At 39.2% G+C, this 18,037-nt stretch carries 11 protein-coding genes; 8 read left to right on the plus strand and 3 right to left on the minus strand.

What is annotated here, in order from left to right; genetic code table 11:
- Positions 1 to 416: 416 nt before the first annotated feature.
- The gene (locus tag ASC84_RS09675) at positions 417 to 1,682 is read right to left on the minus strand and encodes a glutamate-5-semialdehyde dehydrogenase (RefSeq protein WP_056514119.1); all 1,266 of its coding nucleotides are present in this window, start codon (positions 1,680 to 1,682) and stop codon (positions 417 to 419) included.
- Between the two features lie 303 nt (positions 1,683 to 1,985).
- On the opposite strand from ASC84_RS09675, the gene ASC84_RS09680 reads away from it, so the two are divergent.
- Positions 1,986 to 3,332 (plus strand): alpha/beta fold hydrolase, encoded by a 1,347-nt coding sequence (locus ASC84_RS09680; RefSeq protein WP_004726555.1) that lies wholly within the window; start codon positions 1,986 to 1,988, stop codon positions 3,330 to 3,332.
- A 119-nt stretch (positions 3,333 to 3,451) separates the two neighbouring features.
- Here the strand turns inward: ASC84_RS09680 and ASC84_RS09685 are convergent, their stop codons facing one another.
- Positions 3,452 to 4,297, minus strand: a complete 846-nt coding sequence (locus ASC84_RS09685; protein WP_056514121.1) for a class I SAM-dependent methyltransferase — start codon at positions 4,295 to 4,297, stop codon at positions 3,452 to 3,454.
- 238 nt (positions 4,298 to 4,535) lie between these two features.
- Entirely contained in the window at positions 4,536 to 5,555 is a 1,020-nt protein-coding gene (gene nagZ, locus ASC84_RS09690; RefSeq protein ID WP_056514123.1) for a beta-N-acetylhexosaminidase, read from the minus strand.
- A gap of 196 nt (positions 5,556 to 5,751) precedes the next feature.
- Between nagZ and ASC84_RS09695 the strand changes: the two genes are divergently transcribed.
- The 7 genes from ASC84_RS09695 (at position 5,752) to acnA (ending at position 17,943) form a co-directional block, all read left to right on the plus strand.
- Positions 5,752 to 7,935 carry a carboxy terminal-processing peptidase gene (locus ASC84_RS09695; protein ID WP_004726561.1) on the plus strand — a complete coding sequence of 728 codons (2,184 nt, stop codon included), beginning with the start codon at positions 5,752 to 5,754 and terminating at the stop codon, positions 7,933 to 7,935.
- Between the two features lie 211 nt (positions 7,936 to 8,146).
- Positions 8,147 to 10,222: a bifunctional diguanylate cyclase/phosphodiesterase gene (locus ASC84_RS09700; protein WP_056514126.1), complete on the plus strand. Its 2,076-nt coding sequence runs from the start codon at positions 8,147 to 8,149 to the stop codon at positions 10,220 to 10,222.
- Between the two features lie 327 nt (positions 10,223 to 10,549).
- Positions 10,550 to 12,139 (plus strand): peptide chain release factor 3, encoded by a 1,590-nt coding sequence (locus ASC84_RS09705; RefSeq protein WP_056514128.1) that lies wholly within the window; start codon positions 10,550 to 10,552, stop codon positions 12,137 to 12,139.
- A 140-nt stretch (positions 12,140 to 12,279) separates the two neighbouring features.
- Complete coding sequence (locus tag ASC84_RS09710; protein WP_056514131.1) at positions 12,280 to 13,047, plus strand: hypothetical protein; 768 nt, start codon at positions 12,280 to 12,282, stop codon at positions 13,045 to 13,047.
- Between the two features lie 227 nt (positions 13,048 to 13,274).
- Complete coding sequence (locus ASC84_RS09715) at positions 13,275 to 14,249, plus strand: RsiV family protein (RefSeq protein WP_056514134.1); 975 nt, start codon at positions 13,275 to 13,277, stop codon at positions 14,247 to 14,249.
- Positions 14,249 to 15,070 carry a TatD family hydrolase gene (locus tag ASC84_RS09720; protein WP_056514135.1) on the plus strand — a complete coding sequence of 274 codons (822 nt, stop codon included), beginning with the start codon at positions 14,249 to 14,251 and terminating at the stop codon, positions 15,068 to 15,070. The genes ASC84_RS09715 and ASC84_RS09720 overlap by 1 nt, the downstream gene beginning before the upstream one ends.
- A 113-nt stretch (positions 15,071 to 15,183) precedes the next feature.
- Positions 15,184 to 17,943 (plus strand): aconitate hydratase AcnA, encoded by a 2,760-nt coding sequence (acnA, locus tag ASC84_RS09725; protein WP_056514170.1) that lies wholly within the window; start codon positions 15,184 to 15,186, stop codon positions 17,941 to 17,943.
- Positions 17,944 to 18,037: the final 94 nt, after the last annotated feature.

An 18,037-nucleotide genomic window follows, 5' to 3' on the forward strand; every position in this document is an offset into this window, starting at 1 on the left:
GTTTGAATACCCGAAATTATAATTTAAAAAAGTCATCCTGATTGATCTGATTATGCTTGTTTATAAAGGGCAAATTAGATCAGCAGTCATGTTGTACCATGTGTAGTTTTTTTGTCCTAGATAGACTTTAGGTGATTAGACTTTTGGACTATCGACCTGATATTGATTAATAATTAATATTTATCAATTGATTGTTAAAAATTATCACTCATTGTTGTTTTAATCTATCAGCATTCTATAGTTTCTTGTAAATAATCTTGTCCTATCCAAAGGCAATCTTTACGTCTTTTTAAAAGACAAGCACATATTTTTTATCAAAATTTTAAATTGACTGATGTTTTTACTGTGTATTAAAAATAAAAAACTCAGCACTTATGTTTGAGATAAATGCTGAGTCGAGTTATTCAAGCTTGGAATCAATGACGAATTTGACCATCACCTAAAACAATCCATTTTTGCGAGGTTAAACCTTCAAGACCGACTGGACCACGGGCATGAATTTTATCCGTAGAAATACCAATTTCAGCACCTAAACCATATTCGAAACCATCAGCAAAACGCGTTGAAGCATTGACCATGACTGAACTTGAATCTACACGGGTTAAGAATTGACGCGCTAAGCTAAAGTTTTCAGTGATGATTGCATCGGTATGATGTGAGCCATATTTGTTAATATGTTGAATGGCTTCTTCAATCCCCGTCACAATTTTCACTGCCAAGATTGGACCTAGATATTCTTCATACCAATCTTCTTCACTGGCTGGTTTTACAGCATTGCCTAAGATTTTTTGAACATTGATACAGCCACGTAATTCAACGTTTTTTTCTGCATAAAGCTCAGCGATACGGGGTAAAAACTCTTCCGCAATTTTTTCATCAACCAACAATGTTTCCATTGCATTACACACACCATAACGATGTGTTTTTGAGTTTAATGCGATAGGAAGTGCTTTATGTAGATCTGCCTGCGCCTCAACAAAAACATGGCAGTTTCCATCGAGATGCTTAATCACAGGAATGGTTGCTTCATTGGTAATGCGTTCAATCAAGCCTTTACCACCACGAGGTACGATGACATCAACATATTCAGACATGGTAATCAATTGACCCACGGCAGCACGGTCAGTGGTGTTAATCACTTGTACACAAGTTTCAGGTAAGCCCGCTGCTTTTAAACCATGTTGAATGGCTTCAGCAATTGCTTGATTTGAATTCAATGCTTCAGAGCCACCACGTAAAATGATGGCATTGCCAGATTTTAACGCAAGTGAGGCCGCTTCAAGGGTAACGTTTGGGCGTGATTCATAAATCATGCCGACCACACCTAAAGGCACGCGCATTTTACCAATCTGAATACCCGTTGGACGGTAAGCAAGATCTGTGATTTCACCAATTGGATCGACAAGGCTGATGACATCTTTTAAGCCTTGTAACATCCCTTTAAAGCGTGTGGGGTTGAGTTCTAAACGATCAAGTAAAGCACTATCCAATTGATTGTCACGACCTTTGCTCATGTCAATTTGGTTGGCGGCCAAGATTTGCGGTTGACTATTTTCCAAAGCAGTATAAATCGCAGATAAGGCATTATTTTTTGCAAGTGTAGTTGCGCCTGCCAAAACACTAGCGGCTTGGCGTGCTTGCTTCCCTACAGTTTGCATATACTGTTCAATTGAGTCTTGCATAGCAGTTTATTTGATCATTAAAAATTTCCCTTTGATAGTAGCAGTCTAAGTAAAGCCAAGGAAGTATTTCACTGAAATAAACTTATTTTGCAGCATTGAAGCGTTAAATATCTTGCAAAATCTTTTGCCATTTAAACTGGATAAACGGTCAATTTAGCGATTGCGTATAAATCACACATCTGTAAGAATGAAACAATAAGGACATTGATGTGATACAGAATTCATGCGTATCACGAATTTGAAAGAATAATGCGGGTCAAAATCTTGCATATTAAAAGAATAAAGCAAGGATGGAGGAAGGATATGAATTCCATTATCCAAATGGACACAGAATCACACCAATCTTTATCAAGCTTTGGTTTTTTCGACATATACCACAAAAACAGTTTTAAGCAGGAGCCAAGAACAACTTGGATTGATGGCTGGAAAATTGAGTATATGGCGATCGCAGATCCACGAACAATTCACAATACACCGATTGTGATTGTGGGCGGAGCGTTCCAAAACTTTAACTCATATAAGTATTGTGTTGAGCAGTTCTTTGAAAGTGGCCCAGTCATTTTGATTGATTTGCCCTCTATGGGCGCCAATCAACAAATCACCAATATCGACTCTGGTTTATCTGCGGGGACATTAGAATTACCTGATCTTTCTCGTATGTTGGGGCAGTGGCTTGATATTGTGGCGATTGAAAAGGTTGCTGTGGTGGGGATTTCTTTAGGTTCTGTGATTGCTTCATTTTTTGTTGATCAACGCCCTGAACTGGTCGAAAAAATGATCTTGATGGGGGTGATGCAAGAAACCCGTAAAAGCTGGCGCATGCTGTTAGAAGAATCATTGATGTTGATGAAAGAGCAACGTATGGGCGAGTTTGGTCAGGCCGTGATTTTGTATTTAGTCAATCATGCCAAGCTTGATAAAACACGCATGTCGCCCACAGCCAAAAGATTGTTCTTTAAGCAAATGGCTGAGTTTTCAAATACTGAACAAGAACGTTATGAAATCAATTGTAATCGTCTATTGCGGTTAAGCCATGTACCGGTTCCTCAAGTGAATACACTGGTGGCATGTGGTCAATACGACAGTTTTACCTTACCTCATGAAAATGCAAACTTTGCTTTGCAATGCCCAGATATGCAGTTTGCAATGATTGCCAATGCCGATCATGTTCCACAATTACAACGTCGTAAAGAAACCATGACTTTATTCACCACTTACTTAAAAGGTGGGTCGATCCAAGGACTGGATGGTATTGTCAATTTCACACGGGAACAAATGCAGCATATAGAGCGTCGTGGGGAAAATCGTATTCAAGTGCTTGATCCACATCGTCAGTTGACACATCGCCATTCAAATAAAGTGATTCAGGTTGACGTGGTTGATTTAAATTACTTTGGTTTATTGATGCGTTTTGATCATCAACAAGATTTAGCTTTTGTAAATCAACATACCCGTGATTTGGCTTTAAATTTAAGTGATGATGAAGGTGAGTTTGCGATTGAATGTTTGATTTTTGAAACCTCTGCATCTGGTGTTCGCGCACTATTTAAGCATGGTAGCTTTGAAAATGCAGATCGCTTATTACGGTTTATTGCACGCCAGACTCAAGCAGTGCAGTTATGTATAGCGCAAGAAGGCGCGGTGGCTTAAGCTTTTGATATATTGATCTGTTAAAAAACCAGTCTTTTGGACTGGTTTTTTTATTTCTAAGAATTGAAGTATTTAAATCTCGAAGTGTTTACGTTTCGAAATATCAATAAATGATTACTTTAGCGTTGTGCATCAATTATCCACACCAAATCACCTAGATGTTCTTCAGTATTGTATTCAGTTGAATCTGTATTGAAATAGACACGGGGCTGAATCACTTCAACTTTTTGAAAACCAGCTTGGTAGATAAAATTTCTGACTTGTTCTGGTGTGACAAAGTGAAAAGTAAAAGCACTTCGTGACATGACTTTTAACAGCTTGCTGCTGTTCCAAATCACTTTTGCCAATTTATTTTTTACCGGTTCAGGGTAAAGGTCGGTGAGATAATGCAGACTGTTAAAGTCTTGCCCATAATGGGCAATCGATTGAATCAATTGTTGTAACAGTTCTTTGGTGAAGTAGTTAATTAAACCTTCACTGATCACGATAAGTGGTCGTTGTGGATCAAATACTTCAAAGGCTTTTTTAAAATCCTCTGTAAATAAGTCAACAGACAACACATCTGGGCTATTGTGATCAATTTGCTTAAGCGCCGTTTGCTTGGTTTTTGCCATATCGGGTAAATCTAATTCACGATAATCAATCAAGGGATAATGTTGCCTAAACCACCAGCCTCTTGGTGACAGTCCAGCGGCTATTTCCAATACTTGTAAGTCAGGAGACTGTTCAATCAGTTCAGCTAAACGCTCATCCAACATGGTATGACGTTGCTTGAGTGTGGTACGCATACTGCCACCAACATATTTTTCTCCCCAACTTTCTATTGGGTGGGCAATCATAGCCAAAGTTTTACCTTTGGATGTGGCAAATAAGGGATGAGAAATGCCCATTTGATACCAAATATAGCCTGTGTAATGGGCTGTAAATGAAATATGGCGGTGCTTGGAAAGTTGCTGGTCTGACATAGTTATCCTTAACTTTTATTTTTTCTAATGGGGTCATGATGAAAAGCAATTAAAACAAGACTAAAAATTTAATTTTGTTTCGTCGTCTTTTTTGATCCTTTGCTATCCTCCTTTTGAAAGGAGGATAGCTTAAATCTCTTTAATCATTAAAGGTTTAAAATTTGCCCCCGCTTGTCATCAAGAGGGGCAGGGAAATTGAGTCATTTAGCGCAATATCCTAAGGATATCTCTATTGGTTTTAAAGTGAATTTTTAAATTCTTCAATGACTTTTTTGACAGCTTGCCATTCATGTCCAAGATTAAATGTTTCATCAATACTGATCTGTGGAATTTTGCCACGCATACGTTCTAAACGTGCTTGATTTGGCAAAGGTAGGTTTTCGATCCCAGCTAATGCAATACATGCCGATTCACGGTTATTGCACACCAAGCCCATATCACAACCTGCTTCGAGGGCAGCACGGATACGTGCATCTGCTCCGCCTGCAACACAAGCTGCTTGCATGCTTAAATCATCCGAGAATAACACACCATCAAATTGAAGCTCTTGGCGTAAAATCGTTTGAATCCAGTAAGGTGAAAAACCAGCAGGATTTGGATCTACTTTTTCATAAATCACATGTGCAGGCATAAGTGCATCCAGCTGGGTTTGTAGCTGAATAAAGCTTTGCATATCCTTGTTATAAATGTCTTGGTATTCACGTGGATCAATTGCTGCAGCAACATGAGAATCTGCTTTCACAGAACCATGTCCAGGAAAGTGTTTTCCTGTGGTTGCCATACCTGCACGTTGCATTCCTTTCATAAATGCGCTGGCAAGTGGCACAATATCTTGTACATTTTTTGCAAAGGCACGATCGCCAATTACATCACTAATGTCATTCAGATCTAAAACAGGTGCAAAACTAAAATCAATCCCCACTGCAAGCACTTCAATTGCCATGAGCCAACCACATTGTTCAGCCAAGGTTAAGGCTTTTTCAGGTTGAGTTAAGTAAAGCTCACCAAAATGCCCCATGGCTGGTAGTAGGGTAAAGCCTTGTTTTAGACGTTGTACTCGTCCACCTTCTTGATCAACGGCAATAAGAATGTCGGGGCGAATTTGGCGCATATGATCGGTTAAAGCGCGAACTTGAGCGGGTGATTCTATATTTCTTGAAAATAAAATCATGCCACCGACTTGCGGAGTTTGTAATAGTTCAATATCTTCTTGAGTAAGTTCTGTGCCTGCAATATCAAGCATCAATGCGCCGATCATAGGAATCCACGGTTGTATTTATATAAACTGGGAAACAATACCCGATTTCTGCAATGATTTGCTACACTTACTCAGTACAGATTATGCTAAAACTACACAACATAAACAGATAAAGTCGTTTAAGATATTGAAACTGTTGAGTTCAGATTGAAAAACGATATAGAAATTGGAAAACCCAAGGAAGTATTAAGAATTTATGAAAATTCAAACTCTCGCTTGCGCTATAGCACTTGCAACAGGTGGTTTATTCTTTACTCATACCATCAATCAGGCAATGGCGGAAACCAATGCTACAAACGTGTCTCAATCGATTCATCCTTCACAAGATCAAGCCTTAGTGACACGTCAACTTGCAACATTGATTGACCGTCAGCATTATTTGAATATGCGTTTAGATGCAAATACATCAAATCGTATTCTAGACATGTATATTGATAGCCTTGATCCAGAGCACACCTTATTTTTAGCTTCAGAAATTGAACAATATAAAAAACAATATGGTGCAACACTCGGCGCAAAATTAAAAGCAGGCGATTTGTCTGGCCCATTTGCGATTCATGCGCATTATCGTGCACGTTTAAAAGAATTTTATGAATTTGAATTGGCTGAACTTAAAAAGACACAGAACTTAAATCAGCCAAATGAATTTATTGATGCAGATCGTGAGAAAGCTGAGTTCTTTGCCAGCAAAGCCGAGTTGCAAAACTATTGGCGTAAGATGCTGGTGTCGCAATTAATCAATCTCACTATTGCTAAGCAAGAAGATCAAGCCAAACAAAAAGCATTAAAAGATGATCCAACATTGGCTAATGGTCAAGATTTGGCAGCGTCAGAAGATCTTACACCTGTTCAAACACTTACCAAGCGTTATACCCGCCAACTAGAGCGTATCGGTAGAACCAAGAGTGATGACGTACTGGAACGTATCCTCAATGCAATGACCTTGACCTACGATCCACACAGCAATTACTTCCCACCTGTTGATGCTATGGAGTTGAATCGTCAAACCACCTTACAACTTGAAGGTATCGGTGTTTCGATTCGCCCTGAGCGTGGTAATGAAGACTATACCAAGATTGAAACCATTGTAGATGGTGGGCCTGCAAGTAAGACCGGACAGGTCAAATCTGGTGATCGCATTATTGGCGTTGCACAAGATGGCAATAAAATGGTCGACGTGATTGGTTGGCCAAGTTCTGAAATTGTTGGCTTGATTCGTGGTAAACGTGGCACCAAGGTGTCAGTGAAATTGTTGGCTGCGGGCGCTTCTATGAGCCAAGCACGAGTTGTGACCATTACTCGTGATGTGATTCAAGAAGAAGATGCCGGTGTGCGTTCACGTACTGTAGAGCTAACACGTGATGGTAAAAAACATAAGTTTGGTGTTTTAGAAATCCCATCTTTCTATCTGAACTATCGCGCACGTCGTGCAGGGACTGAATACCGCTCTGTTTCAGAAGATACCAATAAAGCTTTGAAGTCACTTGCAGCACAAAATGTTGAAGGGATTATTATTGATTTGCGTAATAACCCCGGTGGTTCTTTAGAAGAAGTTGCCAAAATGATTGGGCAAGTGATTAAAGAAGGCCCAGTGGTTCAAATCCGTGATGGTAACGGCAATGTGAGTGTGTTTGAAGACACTGATGGTGGTGCGCAAACTTATTCAGGTCCTTTGGCTGTTTTGGTTAACTTAGCATCTGCTTCTGCCAGTGAAATTTACTCTGCTGCCTTACAAGATTACGATCGTGCTGTAATTTTAGGAAGTACGACCACGGGTAAAGGGACTGCGCAAGTTCAATTGGATAGTCTTGCCTATGGTCAAGCAACCTTAACGCAACGTAAATTCTACCGTGTGACTGGTGGCAGCACCCAAAATAAAGGTGTGATTCCAGATATCAAACTGGTGGATATTTATGATGAAGAGTTTGGTGAGCGTAAAGCTAAAAATGCTTTGAAATGGGATACGATTCCGACTGCACCGTTTAAACGTGAAGGTTCAATTCAACCGTATGTGGCACAGCTTGGTGAAAAATCAAAAGTTCGTGCGGCAGGTGATCCACAGTTCCAATATTTAGAGACGCGTAAAGCGATTGCTCAAGAAACTAAAGATCAGAAACGAATCTCTTTAGATATCGATAAACGTAAAGCAGATTTGGTGGCGCTCGAAGCAAGAACATTGGCTGCGGAGAACAAGCGTCGTACTGAAACAGGATTAAAGCCATATTCAAATTGGGAAAGTTACCAAGCAAGTTTGGATGCCTTGGCTGAATCGAGAGCAAAAATGAAGGTAAACCAACGTCCGTCATTGCCTGAGGAAGAGACCTTTGTGAATGAGGCCGCCAATGTTCTGTTAGATTTGGCACATCTAACAAGTAAATAACTAAAAATTCTATTTAGGTAAAATAAAAAAGCATATCTCGGATATGCTTTTTTTATTTCGATTCAAAAAATAACTTGACGTTCAATAGGATAGTGATATTTTAAGTAAAACGAACGTTCTTTAAAAAAAGGTGAACCTTCTCGCAATTTTGCGTTGTATATATAGAGGTTGCTTATAACAAAAATAGGTTCATTACTGGAAGTAAATTTTTATGAGTTATATGAGTTATGATAGTAATCTCGTAATAGGTTCTGCATGTATTGCAGTTATCATCTGTTACGTAGCTATTTCATTAGAACAACTCATATTTACCCAACATACCCCCCGCCTACAGAAAATTATCTTGTGCTTAAGTGGCATGGTTTTTGGCTTCGCCATTTGGGCAATGCACTTTGTCGGAATGTTGGCTTGTGATCTACCACAAGGTTATTCCTTTGATCTAACATTAACCGTGATTTCCTATATTATTGCCGCATTGGCTTCGACTTTTGCGATATGGTTGACCACTCAAGAGACCTTGCCGATTGTACGGTTGATTTTAGGTGGATTGTTGATGGGGCTGGGAATTTCAGGGATGCATTATATTGGCATGCTGGGGTTAACTATCCCAAATCAACAAGTTGATTATGATGCTATTTTGGTGATGCTCTCTGTCATCATTGCGATTAGTGGTTCTGGCTTGTCTTTCTGGCTCGCATTTAAATATAAGAATTCTTTTAACCATAAGATGCTTTATAAAATTGCTGTATCGATCATGATCGCTCTCAGTATTGTGGGAATGCATTATATCGGTATGGCAGCAGCAACGATCTCATCGGTGCATGACCATCATTTTGGAAGTCAATTACACGAAGGGCAAGGTATTTTATTGTTTACCATTATTTTTGTAGCGAGTTTAATACTTGTTTCTGCTTTTTGTGTGGCGATTTTAGAACGAAGATTAGAAGAACGTAGTTTACAGTTATTACAAGCCAATAAAGAGCTTGAAGACTTAGCACTTCAAGACAATTTGACTAAACTTCCAAACCGATTATTCCTTGTTGAATATACTGATGCTTTATTTTTAGATTATAAGGATATACCGTCTAAAATTGCTTTTATTTATATTGATCTAGACCGCTTTAAATCAGTTAATGATGCATTTGGTCATCATATCGGTGATGAGCTTCTGGTTAAACTCGCCCAGCGTTTATATCCTTTACTTAAGGATGGGCAAAGACTCACCCGTATTGGTGGAGATGAGTTTATTCTGATTCTGGAAGATTCTAATCGTAATGAAGCTGAAGCGATTGCCGAATTATTCTTACAAAAAATACAAGATGGTTTTCAAATTTCAGGTAAAGAAATCAATATTTCTGCCAGTATTGGCATCGTATTTTTCCCAGAACACGGGCAGAACTTACAAGATTTATTGATTAACGCTGACTCCGCTATGATGCAATCTAAAGAGCAGGGGCGTAATACTTTTAGTGTTTATAGCAGTTCTTTAGACCAACAACACCAAAGTCGAAGTCAATCTAAACTCATCAATGATTTATATAAAGCAGTAGAAGAACAACAATTTATTCTATTTTATCAACCTAAATTCACTGCGGACTATCAAATTTGTGGGGTAGAAGCTTTAATCCGTTGGAAGCATCCAACCCTAGGCTTATTAGCCCCGAGTATGTTTATTGATGGTGCTGAACAAACAGGTCTGATTATTCGTATGGGCTATTGGGCCTTAGAGAAAGCATGTAAGCAAATTCAAGAATGGGAAGATAAAAAATATGCTTTTGGTCCCATCGCCGTAAATCTTTCAGCTGTACAATTTGAACATAAGCATTTGATTGAAACTTTAGAAAAATTGATTCAAAAATACCATGTCAAAAATGGTAATTTAATTATTGAGATTACTGAATCTACAGCGATGCATCATATTGATGACAGTATTCAAACCTTTGAGAAATTAAGAAATTTAGGTATCCGACTGGCAATTGATGATTTTGGAACTGGGCATTCGAGTTTCTTGTATTTAAAAGATTTACCAGTAGATGAATTAAAAATAGATCGAGAATTTATTCGTAATTTATGTGAAGGTTCAAAAGAACAAATCATTTTAGAAAGTATTATTCATTTGGCGATTCGTTTGGGTCTGGTGGTGACGGCAGAAGGCGTTGAAACTGAACAACAGGCACAGATTCTTAAACGCTTAGGTTGCCAGCAATTACAAGGTTATTTGTTAGGAATGCCGCTACCTGTAGATCGTTTGGAAACCAATTATAGTATGGTTAAAGCCATACCTTAAATATAAAAATATTCAGCAAGCTAAAGACTTACTACTATCATTCAAAAGAGGTTTAAGCTGTGCTTAATCGCGTTTTACTTAACCATCATCACTGTATATTGAGATCTACGTTGATCTTTAAAACGATTTGCTTATCGTCCGTATCGCTCATCCTCTTTCTAGCATTTTTGCGATGTCTGCGCGATCAAAGTGCTTAATCATATAGCAACAATCGTTAAAAACGACGCTAAATCTGATACAATATCGCCAATTTTTGAATTCCCATTTTCCAGTTCAAGTACATATTTATAAATGTGTACATAACTGTGTACATATTGTAGATTTTTTATGTTTAAAGATGAATTAGCGGCGCAAGTCGCTCAGCGACGTACCTTCGCTATTATTTCCCACCCCGATGCTGGTAAAACCACAATGACAGAAAAACTGTTGTTGTGGGGTAAAGCAATCCAAGTTGCAGGTATGGTTAAAAGTCGAAAGTCTGACCGTTCTGCGACATCTGACTGGATGGAAATGGAAAAAGAGCGTGGTATTTCGATTACTACCTCGGTCATGCAGTTCCCTTATAAAAATCATGTTATCAATCTACTGGATACACCGGGACATGAAGACTTCTCTGAAGATACCTATCGTACTTTAACTGCCGTTGACTCAGCGTTGATGGTGATTGATGGTGCAAAAGGGGTCGAGGAACGTACCATCAAATTGATGGAAGTTTGTCGTATGCGCGATACCCCGATCATTTCTTTTGTCAACAAAATGGACCGTGAAATCCGTGAGCCATTAGAATTGCTTGATGAAATTGAAAACGTGCTTAAAATCCGTTGTGTGCCGATTACTTGGCCATTGGGTATGGGGCGTGACTTCGCTGGCGTATATAACATCATTGAAAATAAGCTTTATGTATATAAAGCGGGTTTTGGTTCGACCATTACAGATATTGAAATTCGTGATGGATATGACTATCCAGACATTCGTGAAAAAGTAGGCGATTTGGCCTTTGCTTCATTTGAAGAATCTTTAGAATTGGTGCAAATGGCGAATGATCCGCTAGATCCAGCGGAGTTTTTAGCAGGTCGTCAAACACCAGTATTGTTTGGTACAGCGTTGGGTAACTTTGCGGTTGACCATGTATTAAATGCATTTATTCAGTGGGCACCACAACCGAAAGCACATCCAACACATGAACGTACTGTTGAAGCAACGGAAGAAGGCTTCAGTGGATTTGTATTTAAAATCCAAGCCAATATGGACCCAAAACACCGTGACCGTATTGCCTTCATGCGTATCTGTTCAGGTAAGTATGAAAAAGGTTTAAAGATGAATCATGTACGCCTGGGTAAAGATGTGCGTATCAGCGATGCATTGACATTCCTTGCGGGTGAACGTGAGCAACTTGAAGAAGCTTGGCCTGGTGATATCATTGGTTTACATAACCACGGTACGATCCAGATTGGTGATACATTCACTTCAGGTGAAAAGCTCCATTTTACGGGGATTCCACACTTTGCACCTGAAATGTTCCGCCGTGTACGTTTAAAAGATCCATTGAAATCTAAACAATTGCAAAAGGGTTTAAAAGAGCTTTCAGAAGAAGGTGCAACGCAGGTGTTTATGCCGCAAATTAACAATGACTTGATTGTTGGGGCTGTAGGTGTACTTCAGTTTGATGTGGTGGCGTATCGTTTGAAAGAAGAATACAAAGTAGATTGTATTTATGAGCCAGTCAACATCAACACAGTGCGTTGGGTTTCTTGTGATGATGAAAAGAAATTTAATGAATTTAAGAAAAAGGCACATGACCAACTTTCTGTCGATGGTGGTGGGCATTTAACTTATCTCGCACCAAGCCGAGTAAATCTACAATTAATGCAAGAGCGTTATCCAGATATTCAATTCCGTTCTACACGTGAGCATTAAGTTCAGCTAACTTATTGCAAAATGTAAAAACAGCTTCCTTGTGAAGCTGTTTTTGTATCAAAATACAATGCTTTTTGTCCAAAGGGATTTATGCAGTGCAATTTTCAAAAAAAATAATTTCAGTGCTTTGCTTAAGTACAATGGTTTTGGTTGCATGTGATTCTAAAAAAGATCAGGACAAAGATGGTTCTGTATTACAACCTAAACAAGAAGCCGCTGAAGTTTTACCTTATTTAAATATTCAAGAAACCAAAGCTGATTATGCCTTACCATTTTGTGAAAAGAACAATTGTATTGAAATCGATATTCAAACCATTAAAACCCAAGACAATTGGTTAAATCAGTGGATTGCAAATAGTCAGTCCAAGGTGATTCAGGCACAGATTGATTTAAAACAGAATATGACCTTACAACAGGCAATCAATGCTTTTGTCAAAAAGTCAGATACTTGGCAAGAAGAATTCCCGAAAAATAAAGCGTTTGAACTGCATATGCAAACGCGTATGGCTTCACAACGCAATCAGTATGTTTTGTTGCAAGTTTCAGTCAATAGTTTACAAGCCGATGTCAGTATCAAAGAACGACAATACTTTTTTGTTGCTGACCGGAAATTGAAGAAAAGCTTAAGTATTTTAGATGTGATTGATGCCAAACATCAGAATCAACTGAATATCTGGGTACAAGAAAAATATGCGGAATGGTTAGAAAAGCAAAATAGCGATGTGAAAAAGAATGCGCCTAAAAAGTTATATTGGGGGCAAGCCGATTGGTTCTTTGATGGTGAAGGTGTTGGGTTACATTATCGCGCCAATGAAATTGTCGAAGATGGTACCCAGTTGGATATTTATTTGAGCAAAGAACAGACGCAAAAAATACTCAAGCCTGAAGTGTATCAACGTATGTTCTAAGGTGTATCCTGATCATTCTGCCAATTTTAGCTGGATTCTAAAGCGTAGCGGTTAAGATCAGTTGGTCCTTGTTGAATTGACTCAGCGATTAATAAACTTGAGCCACGTATTGTAATAACGCTTCAATTTTCATACAAATTTTAATTGAGGATTTGTATAGAGAAGAATAGGCTAATGAATATAGAGATTAAAAAATCTTGGCTTGATTCGTTGGATAGGTTTGTGAAATGTTAAATCAAAAAAGTACTTTAGCGCTTTCAATTCTGGTGATCACTTTAGGGTTAACTGCATGTCAAAAATCTGACTCGAAAAAAGCAGAACCAACAGTTGATCAAAGTGCTGCATCTCAAGTAACTGATACTTCAATGTTATTACAGGGCGATACAGAAAAAGTAAAATTGACTCTGCCCGAGTGTAATGGCAATACATGCCCTGAGTTTTCTATAGAAAGACTAAAAAGCAATCAGGCTTTTGTAGATGAAACGATTGATCAAGCGATTCTTGATAATCTGGATAAAATGCTGGATATCGCGCAATTGAGTAAAGCGAAAAAAGATGCAGATCAGCAACAAACGGCTTCACAAGCTTCAGCAAGTGAGGTGCAAGCCAATAAAACACCTGTTCAGCAATTGCAAGAGCGTGTACAACCTTATGCAAATTCATTTCTTGAGATGGATAAAGAGCTTAAAACATTAGGCGCAAGTGGCCAGATCACGATTAGTTTAAGTCCTAAAATTTTAAACGCAGATAAACCTTTAGCGACGGTGGTATTAAATACCAGTAGTTATTTAGGCGGCGCACATGGGGCATCTGCGCAAACCTATTTTAACTTTGATTTAGTGACTAAAAAACAAGTTGGCTTGGATCAAATCATTGAAGCCAATCAAAAAGCTAAATTTGAAAAATTGGCACATGATGCATTTAAAACTTGGGTCATCGATTCAAAACTTGCTGAAAACGTCAATGAATATGAACAGGCGTGGAAGTTTACATTATCAGACAATTTCTATTTGGGTAAACAAGGTCTGATTTTACAATATGGTGAATATGATATTGGGCCTTATGTTGTTGGCTTACCGCGTTTGATGATTCCTTACGATCAGTTAAAAGGCGTGCTGAAAAGTCAATATTTCCCAGCGGAGATGCAAGTTGATCAGCCAAGCAGCTCTACACCTGTTGCAAGTGGTAAAGCGAAATCCTAATGCCTTGGCCTTTGTTTGATACGCATACGCATTTTGATGTTGCTGATTTTGATCTGGATCGGGAACAATTGGCGTATCAAGCAAAAAAGGTGGGTGTAGAACATTTGATTTTGATTGGTTTTCTATATGAACGCTTTCAAGATTTGATTGACACTCAGCAATTTTTAAATCAGCTAAATAATGCGCCCCGTAGCCATCTTGCGCCGGGGTTGCATCCCTTTTATATCGAACAACACCGCCTAGAGCATTTAAATGCTTTGGAAAATATACTGAAAACTGAAGCTTGTATTGCGGTTGGTGAAATTGGCTTAGACACGTTTCTTAAACAGCATAAACAAGCTGAAATTTTCCAAAAACAACAAGATTTTTTTTCAGCCCAAATTGAACTTGCCCAGCAATACGATAAACCCATTCTTCTACATATTCGTAAGTCACATGCTGACGTGCTTGCAATGTTGAAACTGCACCAGTTTAAACATGGTGGTATTGCACATGCTTTTAGTGGGGGGATAGAAGAAGCAAAAGCCTTTATTAAATTAGGCTTTAAACTGGGTGTCACAGGACAAATTACCAATCCAAATGCCAAAAAACTGCATGCAGTTGTACAAGCGGTTGGTGCGCAACATTTAGTGCTAGAAACCGATTGCCCAGATATGACACCACTGTGTTGCCAGATGTCTGACCAACAGCATACCCGTAATACACCAGTGAACTTGCCTTTTGTCTTGGCAGGTTTAGCTGAAAGCTTGGCAATGGATCAAGCAACACTGGCAGATGTGTTGTGGAAAAATTCACATGAATGCTTACATATAGCGATGTAAATTTGAATAAAAATAACCAATCAACAACACCTAAAATAAATATTTGTCTTAGATTTAAAGAAGTACTCCAAGTAGCCAATAAGAAAGTTAACGCCAAGCTGGAGGTTCAACCAATGGCAAAATATGGTCATATCAATCGTTTAAATTCTCTACAAGACCTAACTGTAGGGGATACAAGATATAAAATTTTTAATTTAAAACAGGTTCAAGCGAGTTTAGGTGATATTTCAAAATTGCCTAAATCACTCAAAGTATTATTGGAAAATTTACTTAGATTTGAAGATGATCAAACCGTGAGGCAAAGCGATATTCAGGCGATTGTCGATTGGCAAAAGAATAAAACTTCAGACCAAGAAATCCAATATCGCCCTGCACGGGTCTTGATGCAAGATTTTACTGGCGTACCTGCTGTGGTAGATTTGGCTGCGATGCGTGCAGCTGTACAGAAAGCCAATAAAGATCCCAATTTAATTAACCCTTTATCTCCAGTAGATTTGGTCATTGACCACTCTGTGATGGTGGATCACTTTGGGACAGATCATGCCTTCGATGAGAACGTCGAAATTGAGATGCAACGTAATGGAGAACGTTATCAATTCCTCCGTTGGGGACAGTCTTCTTTTGATAATTTTAGTGTGGTACCGCCCGGAACAGGGATTTGCCATCAAGTCAATTTAGAATACCTAGCTCAAGCAGTGTGGCTGGGTGAAAGTGATGGTGAGGTATTTGCATTTCCAGATACCTTAGTCGGTACAGATTCACACACTACAATGATCAATGGTTTAGGTGTATTGGGTTGGGGTGTGGGGGGAATTGAAGCCGAAGCTGCCATGCTTGGACAACCGATTTCAATGCTGATCCCAGAAGTGATTGGTTTTAAATTGACAGGGAAATTGCGTGAAGGGATTACCGCAACGGATTTGGTTTTAACCATTACTCAGATGCTACGTAAAAAAGGCGTGGTGGGTAAATTTGTTGAATTTTATGGGGATGGGCTGGCATTTCTACCGCTTGCAGACCGAGCAACCATTGCTAATATGGCACCCGAATATGGTGCAACATGCGGCTTTTTCCCGATTGATGAAATCACTCTAGGCTATATGCGTTTAACGGGTCGTAAAGAAGACCGTATTGCATTGGTTGAGGCCTATTGTAAAGAACAAGGCTTATGGCGTCATACAGGGGATGAACCTGTATTTACCGATGTGCTTGCTTTGGATATGGGCACCGTTGAAGCCAGTGTTGCTGGCCCGAAACGTCCGCAAGATCGAGTGGCATTGCCTGATATCCCACAAACTTTTAGTGCCTTAATGGCGCTGGATCTTAAGCCAGCTAAAGGTGAAGAAAAAGAACGTTTAGCCAATGAAGGTGGTGCAGGTACAGCAATTGATTCAAAACAGTCTGCTTTACAAAATGAAGAGCCGCATTGTGTGATTGACGGTAAGCGCTATCCATTGACGGATGGCGATGTGGTAATTTCAGCGATTACTTCATGTACCAATACCTCTAATCCAAGTGTGATGTTGGCTGCGGGTTTGTTGGCAAAGAAAGCCATCGAAAAAGGTATTCAACGTAAGCCATGGGTGAAAAGCTCTCTAGCACCAGGCTCTAAAGTGGTAACCGATTATTTAGAAGCAGCAGGGCTATTACCTTATTTGGACCAGTTGGGCTATAACCTCGTTGGTTATGGCTGTACCACATGTATTGGTAATTCTGGACCTTTACCTAAACCGATTGAAGACGCTATTCAGTGCCATGACTTGAATGTTGCATCGGTACTTTCAGGCAACCGAAACTTTGAAGGGCGGGTACATCCACTGGTAAAAACCAATTGGCTTGCATCACCGCCTTTGGTGGTTGCGTTTGGTTTATTGGGTACCATTCGTAGTGACATTACCAGCACAGCATTAGGGCACGATCAACAAGGTCAACCAGTATATCTCAAAGACATTTGGCCGAGTCAAATCGAGATTGATGAGGTGCTGCAAAAAGTTAATACAGCGATGTTCCATAAAGAATATGCGGCAGTTTTTGATGGTGATGAAAAATGGCAAGCAATTCAAATCCCTGATTCTGAAACCTATGAATGGGATGAAAACTCAACGTATATTCGTCATCCTCCGTTCTTTGACGGTATTGATCAACCCGCGAAACCAATTAAAGATATTCTCAATGCAAATATCTTGGCCGTTCTTGGTGACTCAGTCACAACAGATCATATTTCTCCAGCGGGGAATATCAAGAAAGACAGTCCAGCAGGTCGTTATCTAGAAGCACAAGGTGTCGATCAAAAGGACTTTAACTCTTATGGATCTCGTCGTGGTAATCATGAAGTGATGATGCGAGGTACCTTTGCCAATATTCGTATCAAGAATGAAATGCTCAATGGTGAAGAGGGCGGTAATACCCTCTATATCCCGACAGATGAGAAGTTAGCCATTTACGATGCTGCGATGAAGTATCAGCAAGATGGTACGCCGTTGGTCATCATTGCAGGTAAAGAATATGGTACAGGTTCATCACGTGACTGGGCGGCGAAAGGCACCAATCTTTTAGGAGTAAAAGCGGTGATTACTGAAAGTTTTGAACGAATCCATCGTTCAAATCTGGTTGGTATGGGGGTTTTACCTTTGCAATTTGTAGATGGTCAAACCCGTCAATCACTCAACTTAACTGGGCATGAGCAACTGTCGATTTATGGACTTTCTGATGACATACAACCACATGAAAGTTTAGATGTGGAGGTTAAACGTGTCGATGGTTCAATAGATCTTTTCAAAGTGTTATGCCGTATTGATACTTTGAATGAAGTGGAATACTTTAAAGCAGGTGGTATCTTGCATTATGTACTGCGTAATTTAATCGCTTCATAGCCTAATCAATAAATCACGATATATTTCAGTTCTCCAAGCCCTGTATAAAATGCAGGGCTTTTTTTATTGTGTTGGAGCAAGACACACTGTCGAT

It is taken from the genome of Acinetobacter sp. Root1280, from assembly GCF_001425285.1.
Classification (GTDB): domain Bacteria; phylum Pseudomonadota; class Gammaproteobacteria; order Pseudomonadales; family Moraxellaceae; genus Acinetobacter; species Acinetobacter guillouiae.

Coding starts and splice junctions, on each gene's coding strand:
- ASC84_RS09675 (WP_056514119.1), bottom strand. CDS start 1,682: ATGCAAGACTCAATTGAACAGTATATGCAAACTGTAGGGAAGCAAGCA.
- ASC84_RS09680 (WP_004726555.1), top strand. CDS start 1,986: ATGAATTCCATTATCCAAATGGACACAGAATCACACCAATCTTTATCA.
- ASC84_RS09685 (WP_056514121.1), bottom strand. CDS start 4,297: ATGTCAGACCAGCAACTTTCCAAGCACCGCCATATTTCATTTACAGCC.
- nagZ (WP_056514123.1), bottom strand. CDS start 5,555: ATGATCGGCGCATTGATGCTTGATATTGCAGGCACAGAACTTACTCAA.
- ASC84_RS09695 (WP_004726561.1), top strand. CDS start 5,752: ATGAAAATTCAAACTCTCGCTTGCGCTATAGCACTTGCAACAGGTGGT.
- ASC84_RS09700 (WP_056514126.1), top strand. CDS start 8,147: ATGAGTTATATGAGTTATGATAGTAATCTCGTAATAGGTTCTGCATGT.
- ASC84_RS09705 (WP_056514128.1), top strand. CDS start 10,550: ATGTTTAAAGATGAATTAGCGGCGCAAGTCGCTCAGCGACGTACCTTC.
- ASC84_RS09710 (WP_056514131.1), top strand. CDS start 12,280: ATGGTTTTGGTTGCATGTGATTCTAAAAAAGATCAGGACAAAGATGGT.
- ASC84_RS09715 (WP_056514134.1), top strand. CDS start 13,275: ATGTTAAATCAAAAAAGTACTTTAGCGCTTTCAATTCTGGTGATCACT.
- ASC84_RS09720 (WP_056514135.1), top strand. CDS start 14,249: ATGCCTTGGCCTTTGTTTGATACGCATACGCATTTTGATGTTGCTGAT.
- acnA (WP_056514170.1), top strand. CDS start 15,184: ATGGCAAAATATGGTCATATCAATCGTTTAAATTCTCTACAAGACCTA.